Annotated in this window: 18 protein-coding genes; 8 read left to right on the top strand and 10 right to left on the bottom strand. The window is 63.9% G+C overall.

The window, feature by feature from the left end:
- Genes NKH43_RS29120 through NKH43_RS29140 form a run of 5 tightly spaced genes read right to left on the bottom strand, consistent with a single transcriptional unit; the run spans window position 1 to window position 7,609 of the window.
- Window positions 1-2,475 carry a GcvT family protein gene (locus NKH43_RS29120; protein ID WP_352861034.1) on the bottom strand — a complete coding sequence of 825 codons (2,475 nt, stop codon included), beginning with the start codon at window positions 2,473-2,475 and terminating at the stop codon, window positions 1-3.
- The gene (locus NKH43_RS29125) at window positions 2,472-3,653 is read right to left on the bottom strand and encodes a pyridoxal phosphate-dependent aminotransferase (RefSeq protein WP_352861036.1); all 1,182 of its coding nucleotides are present in this window, start codon (window positions 3,651-3,653) and stop codon (window positions 2,472-2,474) included. Before NKH43_RS29125 ends, NKH43_RS29120 begins: the two co-directional genes overlap by 4 nt.
- Window positions 3,653-4,552, bottom strand: coding sequence for a homocysteine S-methyltransferase family protein (locus NKH43_RS29130; protein WP_352861037.1), 900 nt, complete (start codon window positions 4,550-4,552; stop codon window positions 3,653-3,655). Before NKH43_RS29130 ends, NKH43_RS29125 begins: the two co-directional genes overlap by 1 nt.
- Window positions 4,549-7,002 (bottom strand): GcvT family protein, encoded by a 2,454-nt coding sequence (locus NKH43_RS29135; RefSeq protein WP_352861039.1) that lies wholly within the window; start codon window positions 7,000-7,002, stop codon window positions 4,549-4,551. The genes NKH43_RS29130 and NKH43_RS29135 overlap by 4 nt, the downstream gene beginning before the upstream one ends.
- Before the next feature lie 13 nt (window positions 7,003-7,015).
- Window positions 7,016-7,609 carry a helix-turn-helix domain-containing protein gene (locus NKH43_RS29140; protein WP_352484512.1) on the bottom strand — a complete coding sequence of 198 codons (594 nt, stop codon included), beginning with the start codon at window positions 7,607-7,609 and terminating at the stop codon, window positions 7,016-7,018.
- A 272-nt stretch (window positions 7,610-7,881) separates the two neighbouring features.
- Between NKH43_RS29140 and NKH43_RS29145 the strand changes: the two genes are divergently transcribed.
- Window positions 7,882-8,580 (top strand): nitroreductase, encoded by a 699-nt coding sequence (locus tag NKH43_RS29145; RefSeq protein WP_023719914.1) that lies wholly within the window; start codon window positions 7,882-7,884, stop codon window positions 8,578-8,580.
- Between the two features lie 20 nt (window positions 8,581-8,600).
- Here NKH43_RS29145 and NKH43_RS29150 read toward each other — a convergent pair whose 3' ends face one another.
- The 4 genes from NKH43_RS29150 to NKH43_RS29165 form a co-directional block, all read right to left on the bottom strand.
- A complete protein-coding gene (locus NKH43_RS29150; protein WP_023719915.1) occupies window positions 8,601-9,188 on the bottom strand; it encodes a sarcosine oxidase subunit gamma in 588 nt (195 codons plus the stop codon).
- Entirely contained in the window at window positions 9,181-12,177 is a 2,997-nt protein-coding gene (locus tag NKH43_RS29155) for a sarcosine oxidase subunit alpha (RefSeq protein WP_352861041.1), read from the bottom strand. Before NKH43_RS29155 ends, NKH43_RS29150 begins: the two co-directional genes overlap by 8 nt.
- Window positions 12,174-12,470 (bottom strand): sarcosine oxidase subunit delta, encoded by a 297-nt coding sequence (locus NKH43_RS29160; protein WP_023719917.1) that lies wholly within the window; start codon window positions 12,468-12,470, stop codon window positions 12,174-12,176. Before NKH43_RS29160 ends, NKH43_RS29155 begins: the two co-directional genes overlap by 4 nt.
- A gap of 91 nt (window positions 12,471-12,561) precedes the next feature.
- On the bottom strand, window positions 12,562-13,821 hold the full coding sequence (locus NKH43_RS29165; protein WP_352861090.1) for a sarcosine oxidase subunit beta: 1,260 nt from the start codon (window positions 13,819-13,821) through the stop codon (window positions 12,562-12,564).
- 215 nt (window positions 13,822-14,036) lie between these two features.
- Between NKH43_RS29165 and NKH43_RS29170 the strand changes: the two genes are divergently transcribed.
- The 7 genes from NKH43_RS29170 to NKH43_RS29200 all read left to right on the top strand — a co-directional run bounded on the left by NKH43_RS29170 (window position 14,037) and on the right by NKH43_RS29200 (window position 23,417).
- A complete protein-coding gene (locus tag NKH43_RS29170) occupies window positions 14,037-16,526 on the top strand; it encodes a mechanosensitive ion channel family protein (RefSeq protein ID WP_352484517.1) in 2,490 nt (829 codons plus the stop codon).
- 156 nt (window positions 16,527-16,682) lie between these two features.
- Entirely contained in the window at window positions 16,683-16,946 is a 264-nt protein-coding gene (locus tag NKH43_RS29175) for a hypothetical protein (protein WP_023676533.1), read from the top strand.
- A 268-nt stretch (window positions 16,947-17,214) separates the two neighbouring features.
- The gene (locus NKH43_RS29180) at window positions 17,215-19,776 is read left to right on the top strand and encodes a GcvT family protein (protein ID WP_352861043.1); all 2,562 of its coding nucleotides are present in this window, start codon (window positions 17,215-17,217) and stop codon (window positions 19,774-19,776) included.
- Window positions 19,777-19,872: 96 nt separating this feature from the next.
- Window positions 19,873-20,724, top strand: a complete 852-nt coding sequence (locus NKH43_RS29185; protein ID WP_023719921.1) for a DUF1194 domain-containing protein — start codon at window positions 19,873-19,875, stop codon at window positions 20,722-20,724.
- A 111-nt stretch (window positions 20,725-20,835) separates the two neighbouring features.
- Window positions 20,836-21,786 (top strand): ABC transporter substrate-binding protein, encoded by a 951-nt coding sequence (locus NKH43_RS29190; RefSeq protein ID WP_352861044.1) that lies wholly within the window; start codon window positions 20,836-20,838, stop codon window positions 21,784-21,786.
- A gap of 72 nt (window positions 21,787-21,858) precedes the next feature.
- On the top strand, window positions 21,859-22,635 hold the full coding sequence (locus NKH43_RS29195) for an ABC transporter permease (RefSeq protein WP_352861046.1): 777 nt from the start codon (window positions 21,859-21,861) through the stop codon (window positions 22,633-22,635).
- A complete protein-coding gene (locus NKH43_RS29200; protein ID WP_352861048.1) occupies window positions 22,632-23,417 on the top strand; it encodes an ABC transporter ATP-binding protein in 786 nt (261 codons plus the stop codon). Before NKH43_RS29195 ends, NKH43_RS29200 begins: the two co-directional genes overlap by 4 nt.
- A 32-nt stretch (window positions 23,418-23,449) precedes the next feature.
- Here NKH43_RS29200 and NKH43_RS29205 read toward each other — a convergent pair whose 3' ends face one another.
- A complete protein-coding gene (locus NKH43_RS29205) occupies window positions 23,450-24,388 on the bottom strand; it encodes a GlxA family transcriptional regulator (protein ID WP_302895626.1) in 939 nt (312 codons plus the stop codon).
- Window positions 24,389-24,493: the final 105 nt, after the last annotated feature.

Here is a 24,493-nt window from a genome sequence, read left to right on the forward strand (position 1 = left end):
CTACATCCGCACTCGCTCGGCCTTCGGATCGTACATCGGCTTGAGCGAGGCCTCGGCGGCAAAGCGCTCGCCGGCGATCTCGATCTCGTAGGACGACGACAGCACATCCGCCTCGCTCTCACCCTTGCAAGGCACGTAGCCAAGCCCGATTGCGCCGCCGAGATGATGGCCGTAATTGCCCGAGGTGATCGGACCGACGATCTTGCCGTCGCGCAGGATCGCCTCGTTGTGGAAGAGCAGCGGCTCGGGGTCGTTCAGGCGGAACTGCACCAGCCGGCGTGACAGGCCGGTTTCTTTCTTCTTCAGCACCGCATCGCGGCCGAGGAAATAGCTCTTGGCCGTCTTCACGGCGAAGCCAAGGCCGGCCTCCAGCACATTGTCTTCGTCGGTGATGTCGTGGCCGAAATGCCGGAACGCCTTTTCGATGCGGCAGGAGTCCAGCGTGTGCAGGCCGCATAGCTTCAGACCGACATCGGCGCCGGCCTCTTCTATCGCCTCGAAGACGTGGGCGGCCTGATCGGTCGAGACATAAAGCTCCCAGCCGAGCTCGCCGACATAGGTGACGCGGTGGGCGCGGGCCAGGCCCATGCCGATCTCGATCTCCTGAAACGTTCCGAACGGATTGTTGTCATTGGAGAAATCATTCGGGCTGACCTTTTGGATCAGCTTCCTCGAATCCGGGCCCATCAGGCAAAGCACCGCTTCGGCAGCGGTCACCTCGGTAATGACGACGAACTCGTCGGCAAGATGTTTTTTCAGCCAGGCCAGATCGCGCTGCAGCGTGGCGCCCGGCACGACGAGGAAGAAGGCTGTTTCGGACAATCGCGAGACGGTCAGATCGCTCTCGATACCGCCGCGCTGGTTGAGCATCTGGGTGTAGACGATCTTGCCCGGCGCCACGTCCATGTCGTTGGCGCAGAGCCTTTGCAGGAAGGCGCAGGCGTCGCGGCCTTCGACGCGGATCTTGCCGAACGAGGTCATGTCGAACAGGCCGACGCCGTTCCGGACCGCCAGATGCTCCTCGCGCTGGTTGTCGAACCAGTTCTGCCGTTTCCACGAATAGCGGTATTCGCGCTCCTGGCCGGGCCTAGCGAACCAGTTGGCGCGCTCCCAGCCGGCGACCTCGCCGAACACCGCGCCGCGCGTCTTCAGGTGCTCGTGCAGCGGCGAACGCCTCACGTTCCGCGAGGTTGCCATCTGCCGGTAAGGAAAATGATCGGCGTAGAGCAGGCCGAGCGTTTCGGAGACGCGCTCCTTGAGATAGCGGCGGTTCTTCTGGAACGGCTGGGCGCGGCGGATGTCGACCTCCCAGAGATCGAACGGCGCCTCGCCGTCATTGATCCATTGCGCCAGCGCCATGCCGGCGCCGCCGGAGGAGACGATGCCGATCGAATTGTAGCCGGTCGCCATCCAGTAGCCGGAAAGCTCCGGCGCCTCGCCGAGATAATAACGGTCGTCGGGGGTAAAACTCTCTGGGCCGTTGAAGAAGGTGTGGATGCCGGCGGTGGCCAGCATCGGCATGCGGTTGACGCCCATTTCGAGGATCGGCTCGAAATGGTCCATGTCCTGCGGCAACTGGTCGAAGCAGAACTCCTCGCTTATGCCGTTCATGCCCCACGGCTTGGCCACCGGCTCGAAAGCGCCGAGCATCATCTTGCCGGCATCTTCCTTGTAGTAGGCGCATTCGTCCGGCACGCGCAGCACCGGCAGGCGGGAGAGCCCCGGGATCGGCTCGGTGACGAGATAGAAATGCTCGCAGGCGTGCAGCGGGATGGTGACGCCGTTCTGGGCGCCAAGTTCGCGTGCCCACATGCCGGCACAGTTGACGACGATATCGGCTTCGATCGTGCCTTGCTCGTCGCCTTGCGCCCAGGAGACGCCGGTGACGCGGCCGGCCCTGGTATGAACCTTGGTGACCTTCACGTTCTCCAGGATGGTCGCACCGCGCTGACGTGCGCCCTTGGCCAAGGCCATGGCGATGTTGGCCGGATCGCACTGGCCGTCGAGCGGCAGATGCACGGCGCCGACAACATCCGAAACATTGAGATGCGGGTACATCTCCTTGACTTCACCTGGCGAAATCTCGCGCACGTCGACATCGAAGGCGCGGGCGAGAGACGCCTGCCGATAGATCTCGTGCTTGCGCTCCTCGGTAAGCGCCACCGTGATCGAGCCAACCTGGCGCATGCCGGTGCCGACATCGGTCTCGGCCTCGAGCTTGACGTAGAGATCGGCCGAATACTTCGCCAGCCGGGTCATGTTCTGCGAGCCGCGCAGCTGGCCGATCAGGCCGGCAGCGTGCCATGTCGTGCCCGATGTCAGCTGCTTGCGCTCGAGCAGAACGGTGTCGGTCCAGCCGAGCTTGGCCAGATGGTAGGCGACCGAGCAGCCGGAGACGCCGCCACCGATGATGACCGCCCTTGCGTTGGGAGGAATGGCCTTGGTCGGAATGGTTTTGGCGGGCGGCGCGTTCATGCGGCCTCGCGGCGGTAGCTGGAGGCGAAGCGGCGCAGGCGCGTGGCAGCCTCCATCAGCACCGGCTCAGGCTGGCAGAGGCTGAAGCGGATGTGGCCGGCTGCAGCCTCGCCGAAGCTCGAGCCGGGCATGACGGCGACCTTTTCCTGGTCGAGGAAGGCCCAGGCGAATTTCTCGTCGTCCGGCTCGATCGCCGATATGTCGAGCATGACGTACATGCCGCCTTCGGAGCCGCGCACGGTGACGTCGTTCATGCCGCGCATGACATCGAGAACGACGGCGCGCCTTGCGGCATAGCGCTCGGCGATCTCCTTGACGCCGTAGCCATTTTCGAGCGCCTCGGCGCAAGCGAGGCTGATGAAGGCCGGCAGGCCGTAGGTCATCACCAGATTGAGGTCGGTCAGCAGCGAGATCATCTCCTCGTGCCCGGTCAGCCAGCCCATGCGCCAGCCGGTCATGCCGTGGCTCTTGGACATCGAATTGATGACCAGCGTACGTTCCGCCATGCCGGGCAGCGAACGCGGCGAGACGTGCTCGCCACCGCCAAGCGTCCAGTAGACCTCGTCCGACAGCAGCCAGAGGTCATGTTCGCGGCAGATCTGCGCCAGATCTTCCAGCCGCTCTCGCGAATAGACGGCGCCCGTGGGGTTGTTCGGCGTGTTGATCAGGATGGCGCGGGTGTTCGGCCGTAGGGCGGCGCGGATCTCGGCGGCGCGCGGCTGAAAGCCATCCTCGGCGGGTGTCTCGACGACGCTGAACGCGGCGCCCGCCGCGCTGAAGGTATTGGGATAGGTGGCGTAATAGGGCGCGACGACGATGGCATGGTCGCCCTGGTCGAGAACAGCTTGAATAGCTGCGTAAAGCGCGGCCTGCCCGCCCGGCGTGGCGATGACCTGGTCGGGGCTGGTCGCAACACCGGTGCAGAGCGTCGAGGCCGCCGCCATCGCCTTGCGCAGCCGCGGAACGCCGGCAAGTGGGGTGTAGTGGTGATTGCTGGCGCGGACCGCCGTCACGCAGGCTTCGATCGTCTCGCTCGGCGTGTCGAAATCATGGTCGCCGACCGACAGCATGATGATGTCCTCGCCGGCCTGCTTGCGCGCCCAGGCAGCGGAATGAACCTCCCAGCCATCCTTGCCCGAAGGCACGATGCCGGAAATGCGCGATGATGGCCTGGGCATTATGCTACTCCCGAAATTTCATAACCCGCTTGTTCGAGCCGGTCACGCAAGGCGGCGATGTGGGCGGGTCCGACTTCGCAGCAGCCGCCGACGATGCCGGCGCCTGCCTCGACCCAGCCGATCGCCTGGCCGGCATAGGCGTCCGGATCGAGGTCGTGGCGGGCGTGCAGCACTTCGACGGTGCCGCCATGCTTGAGCGCCTCGACCGAGGTGAAGCCATTGGCATAGGCGCCGACCGGACCGCCGAGAGCGATCAGTCCGGGCAGCGCTGCAGCGATCGCTTCGGGCCGGCAGCAATTGATCAGCCGGGCCGCGACGGGCAGGCCGTCAAGAGCGCTCGACGCCGTCGTAATGGCTTCGCCGCTGCGCAGGCGCGGCGTACCGTGATCGGCGAGCGTCCACGACACCCATACAGGCTTGCCGCTTTCCGACGCCGCGGTGACAGCCGCGCGCGCCTCTTCGGCCGACGCCATGGTTTCGCACAGAAACAGATCGACGCCGTCCGCCTGCTCGGCAACGATGCGGCGATAGATGTCGAGCGTATCCTGGAAGGATATCGTCAGCGCCGGCGCATAGCTGCCGAACAGCGGCGACAGGCAGCCGGCGATCGCCACGTCGCCGGCCTGGTCGCGCGCTTGCCTTGCCAGTTCGATGCCGCGCTTCTGCAACGGCTTGAACAGCTCTTCCGCTCCCTCGCGCGCCAGCCGCTCCGGCCTGGCGGAATAAGTGTTGATGGTGATGACGCGGGCGCCGGCGCGGATGAATTCCGCATGCAGGTCGCGCACCAGATCCGGTTCGTCGATCAGCACCCTGGCCGACCAGAGCGGCGTCGGCTCGGAGCTGCTGCGGCGGACCAGCTCCTGGCCCATGCCGCCATCGGTGAGGATGACTTTCTTCATGCTTTGAGCCTTTCGTTCGTCGGATCCCATAACGGCTCATCCTTCTGCACGATCGCCCGAAAACGTTCGCCGAAGATCTCGACCTCGACCGCGGTTCCCGGCTCGGTGAGGTCGGCGCGCAGCATGCCGAGCGCGATCGACTTGTCGATGCGATGACCCCAGCTGCCGGATGTCGTCTCGCCGACGATGTGGCCGTCATGCCAAAGCGTCGACATGTAAGGTGCGTCGCAGTCGCCGGGATTTTCGACGACCAGCGTGACGAAGCGCTTCTTGATGCCCTGCTGCTTTTCGTTCTGCAGCGCCGCCTTGCCGCGGAAGTCGGGCTTGTCCCATCTGACGAAGCGCTCCAGCCCGCCCTGCAGGATCGAGTAGTCGGTCGACAGGTCGCCCTTCCAGGTGCGGTAGCCTTTTTCGAGCCGCAGCGAATCCAGCGCGTACATGCCGAACGGTTTCAGGCCGTGCCTCTGGCCGGCCGCCCAGACAGCGTCGAAGATGACAGCGGTATCGTCGACCTTGCTGTGGATTTCCCAGCCGAGTTCGCCCGCGAAGGACACGCGCACCAGCCTTGCCCAACGTCCGGCGATACTGGTCTCCTGGTGCGTCAGCCAGGGCTGGGTGAGGTCGGCCGCGCAGAGTTCGGCGAGGATGTTTCGCGAGTTGGGGCCGGCGAGGATCTGGGTGGAGTATTCCTCCGTCCTGTCGACCAGCTTGAATGTGGCGTCCTTCGGTATGCGCGATTTCAGCCATTCGAAATCATGCCATTGCGCCACCGCGGCAGTAATCAGCGTCATCAGGTCTTCGTCGTGGCGGACGACCGACATCTCGGTGACGACGCGGCCCTTGTCGTCGGCAAAGTAGACGAGGCCGATGCGGCCGGGTTTCGGCACCAGGCCTGTCACCTGGAGGCTCAGCCATTCGGCGGCACCCGGACCGTCTAGATTGAACCGGGAAAATCCCGGCAGGTCCAGAATGCCGGCGGCATCGCGGACGGCGAGGCATTCCTCGCGCACACGATGCTGCCAGGGGCCGTCACGGCGGAAGGTCAGCGTGGATTGTTCGGAGATGTCGTCGCCTGGCTTCGCATACCAGGTGGCGCGTTCCCAGCCATTATAGGCGTCGAACCGGGCGCCGAACGCCTTGATGCGGCCGTGGAGCGGCGACAGCTTGCGGTCGCGCCCAGCCGGCCAGGCGTGGCGCGGGAATTGGATGGCATACTCGTTGCCGTAGATCTCCATGCCCTTGGCGACGCAGTAATCCGGCGCCGACGCAAAGGCGGTGAAACGGCGTGGATCGCAGGACCACATGTCCCATTCGGTCTGGCCCTCGGTCACCCACTCGGCCAGCACTTTGCCGGCGCCGCCGCCCTGGGTGATGCCGAAGGTGAAGACGCAGGCCTCGAAGGCGTTCGGCACGCCGGGCATCGGCCCGATCAGCGGGTTGCCGTCCGGCGCATAGGGGATCGGCCCGTTGATGACCTTGGACAGGCCGGCGGTACCGAGGATCGGCACGCGGGCGACGGCATCGGCCAGGTAATGTTCCAGCCGGTCGAGGTCGTCGGGAAACAGCTGGAACGAAAAGTCGTCCGGCATCGGGTCGTTGTGGCCGACCCAATGGGCGCGGCAATTGCGCTCATAGGGGCCGAGGTTCATGCCGTTCTTTTCCTGGCGCAGATAATAGGACGTATCGACGTCGCGCAGCAGCGGCAGCTTCTTGCCTTGTTCCTTCGACCACGCCGCCAGTTCGGGGATTTCCTCAAACAGGATGTATTGATGGCTCATCACCATCATCGGCACCTCGCGGCCGAACATCCTGCCGACTTCGGCGGCGCGGTAGCCGGCGGCGTTGACGACAATCTCGCAGCGAATCTCGCCTTGCGGCGTCTCGACCACCCACTCGTCGTTCTCGCGGCGCACGCCGGTGACCGGGCAGAAGCGGATGATCTTCGCACCCATGTCGCGCGCGCCCTTGGCCAGCGCCTGGGTCAATTGCGCCGGGTCGATGTCGCCGTCGCTCGGATCGTAGAGCGCGCCCTTCAGCTCATGCGTTTCGATGAAGGGGTAGCGGCGCTTGATCTCGTCGGGGCCGACGACATTGATGTCCATGCCCTGATAGCGGCCCATGCCCTTGGCGCGCTGGAATTCCTGCATACGCTCGATCGTATGGGCGAGCCTGAGCGAGCCGGTGACGTGATAGTTCATGGGATAGCCGACCTCGTCGGCCAACCGGCGATAGAGCTCGGTCGAATAGCGCTGCATGTTCATCAGCGACCATGACGAGGAGAACGTCGGCACGTTGCCGGCGGCATGCCAGGTCGAGCCGGAAGTCAGCTCGTTCTTCTCCAGAAGCACGCAGTCGGTCCAGCCCGCCTTGGCGAGATGATAGAGCGAGGAGGCGCCGACGGCACCGCCTCCGATGATCACCACGCGTGCCGTGGTCGGCAAACTGGCCATGTTCTTCTCCAGATCAATAGACGGGCGGCGAAACCACCCAGATCACCACAGCCGGTTCCGCTCCAGGATTGCGCCAGCGGAACGGCTTGCCGTCAAAGCGGAAGGAGTCGCCTGCTCCAAGCCGGTGCCAGACGCCGGCAATTTCGATGTCGAAGCTGCCGGACGCGACGTAGCCGGCTTCCTCGGTCGGCCGGCGGGCCTCGGTCTTCAGCTCGGCACCGGGGGCGAAGACCGAACGCAGCATCTCGAAGCTACCGCCGAGATCCGGCGACAGAAGCTCCTCCACCAGGCCGGAATCGCTTGTGCCAAGGGTGCGCCGGTTGCCGGCGCGCACGACCACGCCGCGTTCGGTCTCGACAGGCACGTCATGGCTGAAGAACAGGCTGACCGGCACGCCGAACAATTCGGCGAAGGCCCTGAGATCGCCGAGCGACGGGATCGACAGGCCGCGCTCGACCTGACTGACCCAGCCGACGGAACGGCCGAGCTTCAGCCCGATTTCGGCAAGCGTCAGGCCGCGCGCCTTGCGCAACGCGCGAATGTCGCCGGCCAGCAGCCGTTCGCCGTTATCTTGTTCCGGTGTTGCGGCGGTTGAGGGCAAAGCCATCCCTGTCTCGATGAAAAATTCCCAGCAAATTTCATGTGACCGCAGGTCTGTGAAAAAATCAAGATGATTTTCATGAACCCACAAGATTTACTTGCGCCATTTTGACGGTTCAGGCAAAGGCTCGGCACACGAGCGGCGAGTGGGGCGTCCGGTCGAGGCGGATAGGGCGTCGAGCGTTCATAGAAACTCGCAAGATGCTCCATCACTTCTAGTCGGCGCATGATCCTTTCCGGAAAAGCCGGGTTCCAGGATTATGCGCAAAGGGACGGCCCATGCTGGAAAACAACTCCCGGATTGCGGCGGCGATCGTCGATGACGCGATCACCTCGCGCCGGTCCGTACGCGCCTTCTTGCCTGACATGGTCGATGACGACACCATCCGCGATATTCTCGCCGTTGCCGCGCGCGCGCCTTCAGGCACCAACATGCAACCCTGGAAGGTCTATGTGACCAAGGGCGAGGTCAAGCAGCGCATCACCGACGCCATTCTCAGTTCGGGCATCCGCGCCGAAAAGGCGGAGTGGGACGAGTACCGCTACTATCCTGACCAGTTCTTCGAACCCTATCTGACGCGACGGCGGGCCAACGGCTTCGGCCTCTACGGCGTGCTCGGCATCGGCCGGCGCGAGGTCGACAGGATGCGTGCGCAACACGACCGCAATTTCGTCTTCTTCGATGCGCCGGTCGGCTTGATCTTCACCGTCGACCGGCGGCTGAACAAGGGGTCGTGGATCGACTACGGCATGTTCCTGCAGAACATCATGGTCGCGGCGCGGGGCAGGGGCCTACACACCTGCCCGCAGGCCGCCTTCGCGCCCTATCACCGGCAGATCAGGCCCGTGCTCGACATTCCCGACGAGGAGATCGTCGTGTGCGGCATGGCGCTCGGCCACGAGGATACGTCCAAGCCTGAAAATGCCTTCCGCACCGATCGCGCGCCGCTGGAAGAGTGGGTGACGTTCGCCGAGTAAGGTGACGACGCGCCGTCTAGCTACTGCACTTCGTAGCCGACTTCCTCGCTGGCGTGGCAGAGTGCCTTCCAGAACGAGCGTGCGAACGAGCGGAACACATAGATGTCGAACTGATCGGCGCCGGTGCGCTGGATCTGGGCGAAGACGTCGTGATGCATGGTTGAGCGGCCGGCGCCGATCGGGAAGGCCGGCAGCGCGAAGTCGATGGCGAAGAATTTTGCCAGGACCCACTCGGCCTTTGGCCCGGCGATACGGATCGCGGTGCGGCCGTGCGAAAGGTCGGTCACCGTACCGATGGACGGAGTGACGACGTCGGCAAAGGCCGATGCCAATCCCTCGGCCTCATCGACCATTGTGAACTTTCCCGGCGCAAAGCCGAACACCGACCTGACGCCGTCCGTGACACCGCCGCCGGCGCCGTCGGGCAAAGCCAGGCCGGTAACAGTGCGGATGCCGGCCATCAACGCCTTCTCCTGGCCGGGCCAGGCGGCGAGCTGCAGGATCGAACCCGGCCTGGTTTCGGAGAGGATGATTTCGACACCGTGCTCGAAATTGCCATGCGAGCCTGGATGCAGCACCGGCTCAAGCGGTGATTGGCGCTCAACCATGCATGCGGCTCCCGTCCGGATCGAAGAAATGGTTGGAGACGATCTCGACCGGCCCGAACCGGTTGCGCAACGGGTCGGAGACATAAGCGCGCGTGCCGCGCCGCGCCTTGCCGCCCTTGACCAAGGCAAGCGCTATATATTTGCCGAGCGCCGGCGAATAGCAGCAAGCGGTGATGTGACCGAGCGAGCCGTGCGGATTGGCTTCGTCAAGCTCCTCGACGATGTGTGCGCCGCCGTTTAGCGGCTGGTTGTCGAGCGAAACAATACCGACGAGTTCCAGGCGGTCGGGCGCGATCAGCCCCTCGCGATCCATCATCGCCGAACCGATAAACGGCTTCTTCTTCGACAGCATCCAGTCGAGATGCAGGTCGCGCCCCGTGGTACGACCGTCGATCTCGGCGCCGGTGACGTGGCCCTTCTCGATGCGCAGGGTGCCCAGCGCCTCCAGTCCGTAGGTCACCAGCCCGAACGGCTTGCCGGCTTCGATCAGCGCCTCCCAGACATGGGTGCCGTAACCGGTGCCGGAATAGACCTCGAAGGCCATTTCGCCGGAGAAGGACAGCCGGCAGATCATCACCGGCACGCCGGCGATTTCGCCGTGGACGATGCCCATGAAGGGCAGGGCGGCATTGTCGACAGCGGTGCCGCTGACGCAAGCAGCCAATATCTGCCTGGCGTTCGGCCCGCCGATGGCGGCACCGGCCCATTGGTCGGTGACCGAGGTGACGTGGACCTTCAGCTCCGGCCAGATCACGTCGAGAAAATACTCCAGATGCTGCATTACCTTGCCGGCATTGGCGGTGGTGGTGGTCATCAGGAAATCCTGCTCGCCAAGCCGCCAGGTGGTGCCGTCGTCGAAGGCGAGGCCGTCCTCGCGCAGCATTAGCCCATAACGCGCCTTGCCGACGGCCAGCGTCGAAAACATGTTGGTGTAGACGCGGTCGAGGAATTCCGCCGCGTCCGGGCCTTGCACCGCGATCTTGCCCAGTGTCGAGACGTCGACAATGCCGGCGCTCTCGCGCGTGGCTCTCGCCTCGCGCACATAGGCCTGCTCGATCGTTTCACCGGGATGGCCGTAGATCATCGGCCGGCACCAGAGGCCGGCCGAATACATGGTGGCGCCGTTGGCGACGTGCCAGTCATGCATCGGCGTCAGCCGCTCGGGCTTCAGATCGCCGAAGCGTTCGGCGGCAAGCGAGCCGATCGACACCGCCGAAAAAGGCGGACGAAAGCGCGTCGTGCCGACCTGCGGGATCGGCTTGCCCAGCGCCTCGGCCATGATGGCGAGGCCTGGTATGTTGGAGCTCTTGCCCTGGTCGGTCGCCATGCCGAGCGTGGTGTAGCGCTTCAGATGCTCGACCGAGACGAAGCCTTCGCGGTGTGCCAGACGCACGTCGTCGGCCGTCACGTCATGCTGGAAGTCGACGAAGCTTTTTCCTGCGGCCTTGATCTCGAACACCGGTGCCGGATCGGGATCGCCAGGTGCTGCCCCGACGGCAGGCAAGGCCGCCGGCGTGGCTGTTGCGCCCGCAGCGGAAAGGCCGGCGGCGCGACCTTCGGCGATCGCCTCGGCGGTGGAGAAACTGCCGGTGAAGGCGCCGGCGCCGATCCATTGCCGTGTTGTCGGTGTCGGCGGCAGGAACGCTTGTAACGCTTCGTTCCATTCCGCTTTGGCTCCGGCCTGGCTGGCCAGATGGATGGTCGGCGACCAGCCGCCCGACATCAGCAGGCAATCGGCGTGGATGCTGCGCGCATCGCCGGAAAGCGCACCACTGGCCATGTCGAAGCGCTGCACCTTGAAGCCGGAAAGCGCCTTGCCGCCCTCGGTGGCGATCACTGCGTGGCCAGAAAAGATCTCGGCCTCGGTCTCGCCGGCCAGCTTGCGCATTTCGCTCGAAAGCTCCGGGCGCACGTCGACGATGGCGACGACCGCGGCACCGGCCTTCTTCAACGCCAGTGCTGCGCGATAGGCGCTGTCATTGTTGGTGAACAGCGCGACCCTGTGACCCGGCAGCACGCCATATTCATTGGCATAGCGCTCGGCCGCATGCGCCAGCATCACGCCTGGCCGATCATTGCCAGGAAAGACCAAGGGACGCTCCAGGGAGCCGGTGGCCAGCACCACCGATTTGGCGCGGATGGTCCAGTAGCGATGGCGCGGCTCGCCTTTGTCCGGCGTTTCCGTATGGTCGGTGACGCGTTCGATCGCGGCAAGCGTGTTGCCGTCGTAATAGCCCCAAACGGTGGTGCGCGGCAGCAGGCGGACATTGTCATGGCCTTCGAGCTGGCCGGCGGCGCGCGCCGCCCAATCGGCGGCCGGCATGCCATCGATCGTCTCGCCCGACCAATTGGCCGAGCCGCCGAAATGCGGCTCGAGCTCGGCCAGGATGACGCGTGCACCCTGATCGGCGGCCGCCCTGGCGGCCATCAGCCCGGCCGGGCCGGAACCGACCACCAGCACGTCGCAAAACGCGTTCATGCGTTCGTAGCGCGCCGTATCGGGAGCCGTGCCTGCCTTGCCCAGGCCGGCGGCACGGCGGATGAAATGCTCGCAGAACATCCAGAAGCGCGTGCCCTTCAGCGGACCGACCACCGGTCCCATGAAGGTCTTGTAGTAGAAGCCGGCCGACAAAAGCTTGCCGCCGAGCTGGTTGATGGCATTGACGTCCCAGGCAAGCGAGGGGAAGCGGTTCTGGCTCATTGCGGCCAGCCCGTCATAGATCTCGACCATGGTGGCGGGAATGTTCGGCTCGCGAACCTCGCCCCTCAACACAGTCACGAGCGCGTTTGGCTCCTCGACGCCGGCAGTCAGCACGCCGCGCGGGCGGTGATATTTGAACGAACGCCCAAACAGGGTGACGCCGTTGGCCAGCAGCGCCGAAGCCAGCGTGTCGCCGGCATGGCCGGTATAAGGCGCGCCGTCGAAGGTGAAGCGGATGGTCCGCAGCCGGTCGATGCGGCCGCCGGTCTCGGTACGGCGCGGGCTCATGACTTGTCCTCGGCCCTGTGCCGCGCAACCGAGTTGTGGTCGCCGCGCGCGAAGGCAGTGCTGGAGATCTCGTGCGTCAGCGTGTTGCGCACCACCCTGAGATGGGCGCGGCAGCCGCCGGAATGCTGCCAGATCTCATTGTGGTCGCCGGCGGGGTTCAGCCGGTCGTAGACATAAGCGTTCCAGGCGTCGAGGTTTTGCGACGCGGGCTGTGGGCGCTGGCGATTGCCGTCGCCCTGATAGGTGAATTCGATAACGTCGCGCGGGCCGCAATAGGGGCAGGTGATGAGCATGGATCTCTTAAACTTCTCGTTTGACCATGATCTTGTCCGAAAACCGGTTTCCACTTTTCGCTGACGCGGACCTGCGGTTCGGGATCATGGCCTAATGCAGCCGGGGCGTGGCGCCCTGGCCCTTGTCGTCGATCACCATGCCACGGTAAAAGCGGTCGAGCGTGAAGGCCGCGTTGAGATCGTGCGGCTCGTCCTTGGCAATGGTCCAGGCAAAGCACCAGCCGGAAGCCGGCGTCGCCTTGAAGCCGCCATAGCACCAGCCGCAGTTGAGATACATGCCCGGCAGCGGACCGGTGGTGATGATTGGCGAGCCGTCCATCGACATGTCGCAGACGCCGCCCCATGAGCGCAGCATGCGGACGCGGGCGAGCCCCGGGAACAGCGCCAGCATCTCGCTCATCACCTCATCGACGATCGGCAGGCTGCCGCGCTGGGCGTAGCTGTTGTAGCCGTCGAGGTCGCCGCCATATACAAGGCCGCCCTTGTCCGATTGCGACATATAGAAATGGCCCATGCCGAAGGTCAGGACCGTATCGATAAACGGTTTCAGCGATTCCGTAACGAAGGCCTGCAGCACGTGGCTCTCGATCGGCATTGTCTCGATGCCGGCAAGCCGCATGACCCGCCCGGTGCTGCCGGCCACCGCGACCGCTACCTTTTTAGCGCGGATTTCGCCGCGGGTCGTCGTGACGCCGGTGATGCGGTCGCCGTCGCGCAGGAAGCCGGTGACCTCGCAGTTTTCGATGATGTCGACGCCGCGGCGATCTGCGCCACGCGCATATCCCCAGGCGACCGCATCGTGGCGGGCGGTGCCGGCGCGTCGCTGCATCAGGCCGCCGACGATCGGGAAACGCGCCGTGGCGGAGACGTCCAGCGCCGGCACCAGGCGGGCGATCTCCGCCGTGGTCATCAGTTCCGCGTCGACGCCGAGATGGCGCATGGCGTTGCCGCGCCGGGCATAGTCGTCGAGCTGAGCAGGTGTGTGGGCGAGGTTCAGGCAGCCGCGCTGCGAGAACATGACGTTATAGTTGAGGTCATGCGACAGGTTCTCCCACAGCTTCATCGAATGTTCGTAGAAGCGCGTGTTGGCGGGCAGCAGGTAGTTGGAGCGGACGGCCGTCGTGTTGCGGCCGACATTGCCGGAACCGAGCCAGCCCTTCTCCAGCACCGCGACATTGGTGATGCCGTGCTCTTTGGCGAGATAGTAAGCGGTCGACAGGCCATGGCCGCCGCCGCCGATGACGATGACATCGTAGGACGCCTTCGGGTCGGGCTTGCGCCAGGCCGGCTTCCAGTCCTTGTTTCCGGTCAGCGCGTTCTTGAGAAGCGAAAAGGCCGAATATTCCGCCATTCTTATTGTCATCCATTTCAGGCTTTGCGGCAGACTATAGAGCAGGCCGCCAACCCAAAGCCAAGATTGCGCCATCGCTTTTCGACTCCCCGACTTCGATTGGATTGGCCGACTTCGAAAGCGGGCCGTCAGGGACGGCTTGCCCCCAGATATGACGGTCTTTATCAAGAGCAGGCCTTTAGAACGCCTTATCGCCCGTGAGTCGCCAGACAATCATGTTTTTCCGACTGCTCCGCTTCGTTCTGGTCCTGATGCTTGTCGCCTCGGCGCCGCTTTCGTTGCGAGCGGTGGCGCAAGGGCTTGGCCAGGCGCCCGCGGGACTGGTCAGTGATCAGCAGAAAATCCTCCAGGACCTGACGACGAAGACCGACAATCTCGAAACGAAGTTCCAGCAGGACGGCGACGATGACGCCAGCCTTGTCGATATTCGGCTGCAGCTGGAAGAAATGTCGCGTGCCTCGCTCAACAGCGCGCTCGCTTTCCGGCCGCGGCTGAGCGAGATCAACAGCCGGCTAGAGCAGCTAGGCCCGCCGCCGGCCGCGGGCCAGCCAGCCGAGCCCGATATCGTGACCGGCGAACGCCAGGCGCTGGCCTCCGAAAAAGCCGAGATCAATGCCGTCATCGCCACGGCGCAAAACCTGTCGATCCGCATCAGCGGGCTGATCGAGAAGATCGGCAATATGCGCAGCGAGCTTTTCCGCAACCAGCTCACCAAGCGTTACGTGCTGTCCGATGCATTGAGCCCGGAGGTCATTTCCGATGCCAACAACGAATTTACCAGTTTCTACAAGGCGGTGTCGTCCTGGCTGAGCTTTGCCTTCAAGTTCAAGTTCCAGGCCGTTCTTGCCGCGGCCTTGATGGCGCTTGCCTTGGCCGCCGTGCTTTTCGTCGGCGGGCGGCGCCTGTTCGGCCGTGTGTTCGAAGCGGACCCCTCGGTGGAGGATCCCTCCTATCTCAGCCGGCTGTCGGTGGCGTTCTGGTCGACATTGCTGCCGACGCTGGCAGTCGGCGTCTTCCTTGCCTCGACCATTTTCTTTTTCAATTATTACAACGTCTTGCGCGGCGATATCGGCATCTTCCTGAATGCGCTGGCTGCCGTTGTCGCGGGTGTGTTCTGCGTCAACCGGCTGACCAATGCGGCGCTTGAGCCGCGACTGCCGAACTGGCGTCTGATCCCTGTCGAAACCGGCCCGGCGCGCTGGCTGGTGCGGCTGACGACGGCCATGGCCGTCGCCATCGGCATCAATTATTTCCTGTCGGTCGTGAACGACAAGATGGGCTCGCCGCTGTCGCTGACCATCGCCAGAAGCTTTGTCGCCACCATCATCGTCGGCGTCATCCTGATCCTGATGGGCCTGCTGAAGCCGTTCAAGGCCGCCGACGGGATCTGGCGGCCGTGGCCGGCGTGGCTGCGTTACACCGCCGTGGCGCTGGGGCTGTTCACCATCGCGTCGGCGCTGTTCGGCTATATCGGCCTTGCCATGTTCGTCTCGGTGCAGGTCGTGATCACCGGCACCATCCTGGTCACCGCCTATATCGGCTTCCTGTCGGCGCGGGCGATCGGCGAGGAAGGCGGCTTCGCCAATAGCTCGATCGGCCGTTGGCTATCCGCCAATTCAAGCTATGAGCCGACCGCGCTCGACCAGCTCGGCCTGGTCGTCAGCGTCGCCATCAACGTGATGATCGTGCTGGTGTTCCTGCCGCTGATCCTGTTGACGTGGGGCTTCCAGCCCGGCGACATCCAGGCTTGGGCCTACAAGCTGGCAACGGGGCTGACCATCGGCTCGGTGACGATCTCGATCACCGGCATCCTCTCAGGCGTCGTTGTCTTCATCATCGGCTATTTCCTGACGCGCTGGTTCCAGGGATGGCTGGACGGCTCGGTGATGGCGCGCGGCCGCGTCGACACCGGCGTGCGCAATTCGATCCGGCTGGCGGTCGGCTATGCCGGCGTCGCCGTCGCGGCACTGGTCGGCATCTCGGCCGCCGGCATCGACCTCTCCAGCCTCGCGCTGGTCGCCGGTGCGCTGTCCCTCGGCATCGGCTTCGGCCTGCAGAATGTCGTCTCGAACTTCGTCTCGGGCCTGATCCTGTTGGCCGAGCGGCCGTTCAAGGTCGGCGACTGGATCGTCGCCGGCGACATCAGCGGCACTGTCAAGAAGATCAGCGTGCGCGCCACCGAGATCGAGACGTTCCAACGGCAATCGGTGATCCTGCCCAATTCAAACCTGATCAACAATGCGGTCGGCAACTGGACGCACCGCAACAAGCTCGGCCGCGTCGACATCAAGGTCGGCGTTGCCTATGGTAGCGACGTCAAGCACGTGCATGGCGTCCTTTTGGAGATCGCACGCAGCCATCCGCTGGTGCTGAAGAACCCGGAACCCTTTGTGCTGTTTTCCAATTTCGGCCCGGCCGCGCTCGAATTCGAGATTCGCGTGTTCCTGGCAGACGTTCTTAGTGGCAATATCGTCCAGAACGACATCCGCTTTGCAATCTTCGATGTGTTCGCCGACCAGCATATCGAAATTCCGTCGGCGCCGCGCGCCGTCGTCGAGACCAAAAAGCACGAGGCGTGGCCGATCGACGACGACAAGATCGAAGTCGAATTCGCCGAGCGAGAGCAAGCAAAAGCACTGGCAGTGGCGGAAGCGAAACGTCTCGCCAAGTCGGGACGCAAGGTGCGGAAGCCTGATCCTGACTAGCTGTTTGGAGCTTGCCTTCAAGCCTTCGGAAACCAATTGCGGCATGAATGCGGCATTCAGTTGCCGTTCAGCTTGCATTGCATATAAGCTCACCTGCAAACGGCGAGAATGCCTTGCAAAATGCAACAGAGGCGGTGGCAACACCGATACTGCAAAATGTGGAAGTCTCTCGTCGCCGCCATCGCTTTTCTGGCCGTGGGCGGTTCGGCCCATGCCGCCAGCGCGGTCAACAAGGACGCTGAGACCCGCACGCTGATCGTGACCGAAGGCGGCGGCAAGACCGAGCTGGCGCTGGCCGCCGGCGAAACCGTGGAATTTTGCCCGAGCGGCTGTTTTGTTACCTTGCCGAATGGCGACCTCGAGGCGCTGACCGGTTCGGAGACCATTGAGATCTCGGGCGGCGTCGCGCGCATCAAGTAAAGTCGACGCCATGATTTTTTGAAGGCCGGGCAAACGCCCGGCCTTTTATTTGCTTCCGGTAATCGGCGATGAAGGTATGCACTTTTCTTCGAAGCTGCGCAGGACGGGCTCTAGCAGCGCCTTCGTACCGAGCAGGGCGAAGGCGTAGGTCTAACTGCATTCGACGGGCTGGTGGCGCGGGCTTTTTTGGCGATGTCGCAAACAGGCTGCAAGCGCGGCGCGGCGCCGCCCTATAGTCTGGCGCAATAGCATCTTGGAGTCGCGGGCAATGGCAGGGTTTCCGGAAAAGGCGAAGGTCGTCATCGTCGGGCTTGGCGGCATCGTCGGCGCATCGGTCGCCCATCACCTGATCGAGCGCGGATGGGACGATATTGTCGGCATCGACAAATCAGGCATCCCGACGGATATCGGCTCGACGGCGCATGCCTCCGACTTCTGCTACACGACCAGCCACGATTTCCTGTCGTGCTGGACGACGCTCTATTCCATCGATTTCTACGAAAAGATGGGCCATTACGCGCGCATCGGCGGCCTCGAGGTCGCCCGCGTCGGCGACGACGCCCGCATGGCGGAGATCAAGCGCAAGATCGCCTCGGCGAAGGCCTTCGGCACACGCGCCCGCCTGATCGATCCCGCCGAGATCAAGGAAAAATTCCCGCTGATCGAAGAACAGATGGTACAGGGCGGCCTGTGGGATCCCGACGCCGGCCTCGTCATCCCGCGCTCGCAGACGGTCGCCGGCAAGCTGGTCGACCAGGCGGAAGCCTCCGGCAAAGTCAGGGCGTTTGCCAATACCTCCGCCAAGTCGCTCGTCATCGAGAACGGCCGCATCAAGGGCGTGGTGACCGACCGCGGCACTATCGAAGCCGACTATGTCGTGGTCTGCACCGGAATCTGGGGACGGCTTATTGCGGAAATGGCGGGCGAGGACCTGCCCGTGATGCCGATCGACCATCCGCTTACCTTCTTCGGGCCGTACACCGAGTTCGCCGGCACCGGCAAGGAGATCGGCTGGCCGCTGCTGCGCGACCAGGGCAACTCGGCTTACATGCGCGATACCGGCGATCCCAAGACGGCCGAAGGCGGGCAGATCGAGTGGGGCTACTACGAAGAGACCAATCCGCGCCTTTGCCATCCGCGCGACATTCTCGAGAAAAACGAGGCACGGCTTTCGCCGTCGCAGCGCGATCTCGACATGGAGCAGATCATGGCGCCGCTCGAGCGCGCCATGGAACTGACGCCGATCCTGGGCGAGTTGGGCTACAATGAGAGCCATTCCTTCAACGGTCTGCTGCAGGTGACGGCGGACGGCGGCCCGTCGATGGGCGAAAGCCAGAAGGTCAGGGGCCTCTGGTATGCCGTTGCCATCTGGGTCAAGGATGGCCCGGGCATGGGCAAGCTCATCGCCGACTGGATGACGGACGGCCGCACGGCGATCGACCACCACGCCATCGACTATTCGCGCTTCTATCCGCACCAGACGAAAGAGCAGTTCATCTGGGACCGCTGCACCGAAACGGCGATGAAGGTCTACAACCCGGCGGTGCATCCGCGCGAACCCTTCTCCAAGGCCCGCAATGTCCGCCGCTCGCCCTTCTGGGAGCGCGAGAAGGAACTCGGCGGCTATTTCATGGAGCTCGGCGGCTGGGAACGCGCCCATGGCTACGCCGCCAACGAGCATTTGCTCGAGAAATACGGCAACCGGGTGCCGCTGCGTCAAAACGAGTGGGACAACCGCCATTTCTGGCGCGTCTCGAATGCCGAGCATCTCGCCATGAGCGAGGATTGCGGCATCGTCAACCTGTCGCATTTCGCCATGTACGACGTCGAAGGCCCCGATCACGTCGCGCTGATGGAATGGCTGTGCGCGGCAAAGATCGGCGGCGACGGCAATATCGGCAAGGGCATCTATACCCATTTCCTCGATGAGGAAGGCATGGTGCGCGCCGACCTGACCGTCATCCGCATGGCCGACCGCTGCCGCGTGATCGACGGCGCCGATGCCGGACCGCGCGACTTCCAGTACATGCGCCGGACGGCAGAAGACAAAGGCTTCGACGTTACCGTCACCGACGTGACCGAGAAGTACGTGACCGTCGGCATCTGGGGTCCGAATGCGCGGGCGGCATTGAGCAAGGTCGTGGAAAATCCCGACGGACTGACGCCGGAGAATTTTCCCTTTGCCGCCATCAAGCCTGTCAGGATCGCCGGCAAGGACGTGACCGCCTTCCGCATCTCCTATGTCGGCGAGCAAGGCTGGGAACTGCATATGCGCTCCGAGGACGGCCTGGCCGTCTGGGACGCCCTGCGGTCGACCGGCGTAATGGCCTTTGGCGTCGAGACCTATGCCAACAGCCGCCGCATGGAGAAGAGCCTGCGCCTGCAGAACGCGGATCTCTTGACCGAGTACAATCTGCTGGAGGCTGATCTTGCCCGGCCGAAGGTCAAGGAGGCCGATTTCTGCGGCAAGGCAAAGCATCTGGAATATCGCGCCCGGGCGCATCAGCCGGCCATGCTTTGCACCCTTGTGATGACGGACAATACCGATTCCAACGGCGTTCCCCGCTATCCGGTCGGCACGATGCCGGTGATGGACCCGCAAACCGGTGAGACGCTGGTCGACGAGCTCGGCCGTCGGTCGTTCACGACCTCGGTGGCCTATGGTCCGACCCTCGGCAAGAATATCGCGCTCGCCTACCTGCCCTGGGCTTATTGCCAGGAGAGCCGCAAGTTGAGCGTCGAATATTTCGGCGAGAAATACCCGGTCGAAGTGGCCGCCGTCGGCTACAGGCCGCTCTACGACCCGAAGAACCTCAATCCGCGCAGCTGAACTTAGAGACGTGCTCGCAAAAACGTGACTGGAACAGCCGCGCTCTCGGCCGGGCTTTCCTCTTTGTCGGTCGTCGATTTTAGCTTACCGTGCGGCATGTCTGCTTTTGCCTGTGCAAGACATCTCGTCTCGGGTGCCGCCGCGCTGGCGTCGGTGCTATGGCCGGCGGCAATCTCCCGCGCCGCCGAGCCGGTTGACGTCGAACTGGTGCTGGCAGTCGACGTGTCCTTGTCCATGTCGCCCGACGAGCTCGAAATCCAGCGCCACGGCTATGCGGCGGCGCTGACGCACGACGACGTGCTGCAGGCAATCGGCGACGGCGCTCACGGCAAGATTGCCGTCACCTACGTCGAATGGGCAGGCGCGACCTGGCAGCAGGTCGTTGTGCCGTGGACGGTAATCGCCAACCGTGCCGACGCCGAGCGGCTGGCAGCGCAGCTTTCCGCTCATCCGCCGGCCAGTGCCAGGCGCACCTCCATCTCCGGCGCGCTGGAATTCGCCAGCGATCTGTTCGCCGAAAGCGGCTTCCAGGGCGTCAAGCGGGTGATCGACATTTCGGGCGACGGCCCCAACAACCAGGGCGCACCTGTCGACATCACCCGCGACGCCGTGATCAAGCAGGGTATCACTGTCAACGGCCTGCCGCTGATGACCAAGGGCGGCGGGTTCAGCAGCGCTTACGATGTCAACAATCTCGACCGTTACTACAGCGATTGCGTCATCGGTGGGCCGGGTTCCTTCATGATCCCGGTCAATGACTGGACGCAGTTTCCGGAGGCCATCCGCCGCAAGCTGGTGCTTGAGCTTGCCGGTCCGGCCTCGCCGCAGCGAGCGGCGGAAGAGGCGGCGCATCCGCCATTGGTCTTGGCACAGGACAGCCCCGTCACCGACTGCCTGGTCGGCGAAAAAATGTGGCGCGACCGCAGCTGGATGTACAACACCCGCTGATGGCGAAGTTTGCTGCCGGCGGTGAGATACCGCAGTGCAGCATCGGCTTCATTGACAAGCCTGCGGGCGTCTGTGACACAATTCCGATCCGAACAAAAAAGGGGAACCGACATGAACAGGATCGGAATTCTTGCCACAGGCTTGACGCTTGTCGCTGGGTTGTGCGCGCCGGCGATGGCCGCCACATCGGTCAGCATCGGCATCAGCGGATGGACGGGCTTTGCGCCGCTGACGCTCGCCAAGCAGGCCGGCATCTTCGAAAAGCATGGCCTCGACGTCACCTTGAAGAAGGTGCCGCAAGCCAGCCGGCCGCTCGCCATCGCCAGCGGCGACTTGCAATGCGCCGCCACCACGGTCGAGACCTGGCTGGTCTGGAACGCCAACGGCGTGACGACCAAGCAGATATTCCAGCTCGACAAATCCTACGGCGCCGACGGCATCGTCGCCCGCAACGACATCAAGACCGTTGCCGATCTCAAGGGTAAGTCGGTCGCGTCTTCGGCGCCGGGCACGTCGCCCTATTTCATGCTGGCCTGGGTGCTCAACAAGAATGGCATGTCGACCAAGGACGTGACGGTCGTCAATCTGGAGCCGGATGCCGCGGCGCAGGCGTTTCTTGCCGGACAGAACGATGCGGCAGTCACCTATGAGCCGTTCATCTCGGCGGTGCGCGAAAAATCCGAGCAGGGGCATATCCTCGTGACCACTCTCGACTATCCGATGGTGCTCGACACCGTCGGCTGCACGCCGGAGTTCCTCAAGGCCAATCCGGATGCGGCCAAGGCGCTTGCCGACAGCTATTTCGAGGCGCTCGACCTGATCAAGAGCGATCCGGCGAAATCCTATGAGACGATGGGCGCCGACGTGAAGCAGTCGGCCAGGGAGTTCGAAGAGTCGGCCAAATACCTGAAATGGGCCGACAAGGCTGAAAACAAGCAGTTCTTCACCAAGGAGTTCCAGGACTTTTCCAAGACCGCCGGCGAGCTTCTGCTGCAGATGGGCCTGATCAAGGAAGCGCCCGACGTCTCGACATTGGCCGACACCAGCGCCGTCGCCGACTGACCGGCAGGATTGTCGCCCGGCGGCGGTGCCCTGCGCCGCCGCTTTTTCATTCAGATCAAAGGACGGTTGACGATGCCGCGCCCCTTGCATCCGGTCTCGCCCGGCATTCGAACCGTGCTCGGCATCTCGTTCTTCGTGCTGTTCGTGGTGTTCTGGGCGTGGATCACGCTTGGCGGCCACGTCAATCGCATCTTCCTTGCCGATCCGCTTTCGATGCTGAGAGACGGCTGGCGGCTGCTGGTCGAGGACCGCTTCTGGCTCGACATCCTCATCACCATCTGGCGCGTCTTCGGCGGGTTTCTGATGGCGGCCATCGTGGCCGTGCCGCTCGGCATCGTGATGGGGGCCTGGAAGCCGGTGGAAGCGTTCCTGGAGCCGTTCGTCTCCTTCGCCCGCTATCTGCCGGCATCGGCCTTCATCCCGCTGCTCATCCTGTGGGCGGGCGTCGGCGAACTCGAAAAACTGCTGGTGATCTTCGTCGGCTCGGTGTTCCAGATCATTCTGATCATCGCGGTCAAGGTCGGCGGCACACGGCGCGACCTGGTCGAGGCGGCCTACACGCTGGGCTCGTCCGACAACGGCATCGTGCGGCGCGTGATCATGCCGGCCAATGCGCCGGAGATTGCCGAGACCCTGCGCCTGGTGCTCGGCTGGGCCTGGACCTATGTCATCGTCGCCGAGCTGATCGGCTCGTCGTCGGGCATCGGTTACATGATCATCAACAGCCAATCGCGGCTGGCGACGGGGCAGATCATCTTCGGCATCATCGTCATCGGCCTGATTGGGCTGTTGTCCGATTTCGCCTTCAAGGCGCTCAACCGCTGGCTGTTTCCATGGAGCCTGGCGTGAGCAAGCTTCTTATCGAAGGCGTCTCGCGCACGTTTGCCGGTGTCGGCGGCGGGCAACCGGTCCAGGCGCTGATGCCGATCGATCTGGCGGTCGCCGCCAACGACTTCATCACCATCCTCGGGCCGTCCGGCTGCGGAAAGTCGACGCTGCTGAGGATCGTCGCCGGCCTCGAAGTGCCGAGTGAGGGCCGCGTGTTGCTCGACGGCAGGGTGGTGGACCGGCCGGGTCCAGATCGTGGCATGGTTTTTCAGTCCTATACGCTGTTTCCGTGGCTGACGGTCGCCGAGAACATCGCCTTCGGCCTGCGCGAACGCGGAATGGCCGACCGCGAGCGCAGCGCCATCGTCGCGTCCTATGTCGATCTCGTCGGGCTGAGAGGTTTTGAGAACCATTGGCCGAAGCAGCTTTCCGGCGGCATGCAGCAACGCACGGCGATTGCCCGGGCACTGGCCAACGATCCGGAGATCCTGCTGCTCGACGAGCCGTTCGGCGCACTCGACAACCAGACCCGCGGGCTGATGCAGGAACTGCTTCTCGGCATCTGGGAGCGCCGGCAAAAGACGGTGCTGTTCGTCACCCACGACATCGAGGAGGCGATCTTCATGGCGTCGCGCGTGGTGGTGATGACGGCGCGGCCCGGCCGCATCAAGTCGGATGTTGCCGTCGACCTGCCGCATCCGCGCCACTATACGCTGAAGACCAGCCCGGAGTTTTCGGCACTGAAGGCGCGGCTGACGGAAGACATCCGCGTCGAGGCGATGCGCACGGCCGAAGCGCATTAACTCGGTGGACTTTCTTCAGCTGATGACTCGGATCAAGCCGCCAGAAGCTGCTTGCGGTCGACGCGTTCTTGTTGCGGCGAGCGGGCATAGAGTTCGCGATAGCATTTGGAGAAATGCGAGGCGGAAACAAAGCCGCAGGCGACTGCCACTTCGACCACCGGCAACGACGACTGGATCAGCAGGTGCCGGGCGCGGTCGAGGCGGATTTCCAGATAGTAACGGGCAGGGGAGCGCCCCATCTCGGTGCGGAACAGGCGCTCGATCTGCCGTCGTGACAGGTCGACATGGTCGGCGATCTCGATCAGCGAGAGCGGCTCAGAGAGATTGGCCTCCATCAGCTCGATAATGGTCAGAACCTTGGAATTCTGCACGCCGAGACGGGCGCGCAGCGGCAGGCGCTGGCGGTCGGTCGGGCTGCGCACGCGATCGGTCAGCACCTGCTCGCAGACGCGGTTGACGAGGCTCTCGTCGAAATCGTCGCCGATCAGCTTCAGCATCATGTCAAGCGCGGCGGTGCCGCCGGCGCAGGTGTAGATGTTCTGGTCGATCTCGAAGAGGTCGGCGAAGACATTGGCCTTGGGGAACGCCTCGGAAAAGCCCGGCAGGTTCTCCCAATGGATGGCGCAGCGCTTGTTGGACAGCAGGCCGGCGGCGGCCAGGATATGCGCGCCGGTGCACAGGCCGCCGACGGCAACGCCGCGATTGTACTCCTCGCGCAACCAGGCAAAGGCCGATTTGTTCTGGTAGCGCTCGACATTGATGCCGCTGCAGACGATGGCCATGTTCGGCCGATCCGGTCCGGACATTTTCTTGCGCTCTTCCTCCAGCGAGGTGTTGACGGCGCATTCGACGCCATTCGAGGCGCGCACCGGCTTGCCGTCTATGCTGGCGAGCCGCCAGCGATAGGCTTCATAGCCGAGCATGCGGTTGGCCGAACGCAACGGATCAAGCGCCGTCGCGAAGGCGATCATGGTGAAATCGGGGACCAGGAAGAATACAAACGATCGCCGGATCGGGTGCTTTACGACGTTCACGGGTAGATCCTCACGCTGCAATGGCGCGAACAGGATGTCGCG

It is taken from the genome of Mesorhizobium sp. M1163 (genome assembly GCF_040318415.1).
Taxonomy (GTDB): domain Bacteria; phylum Pseudomonadota; class Alphaproteobacteria; order Rhizobiales; family Rhizobiaceae; genus Mesorhizobium.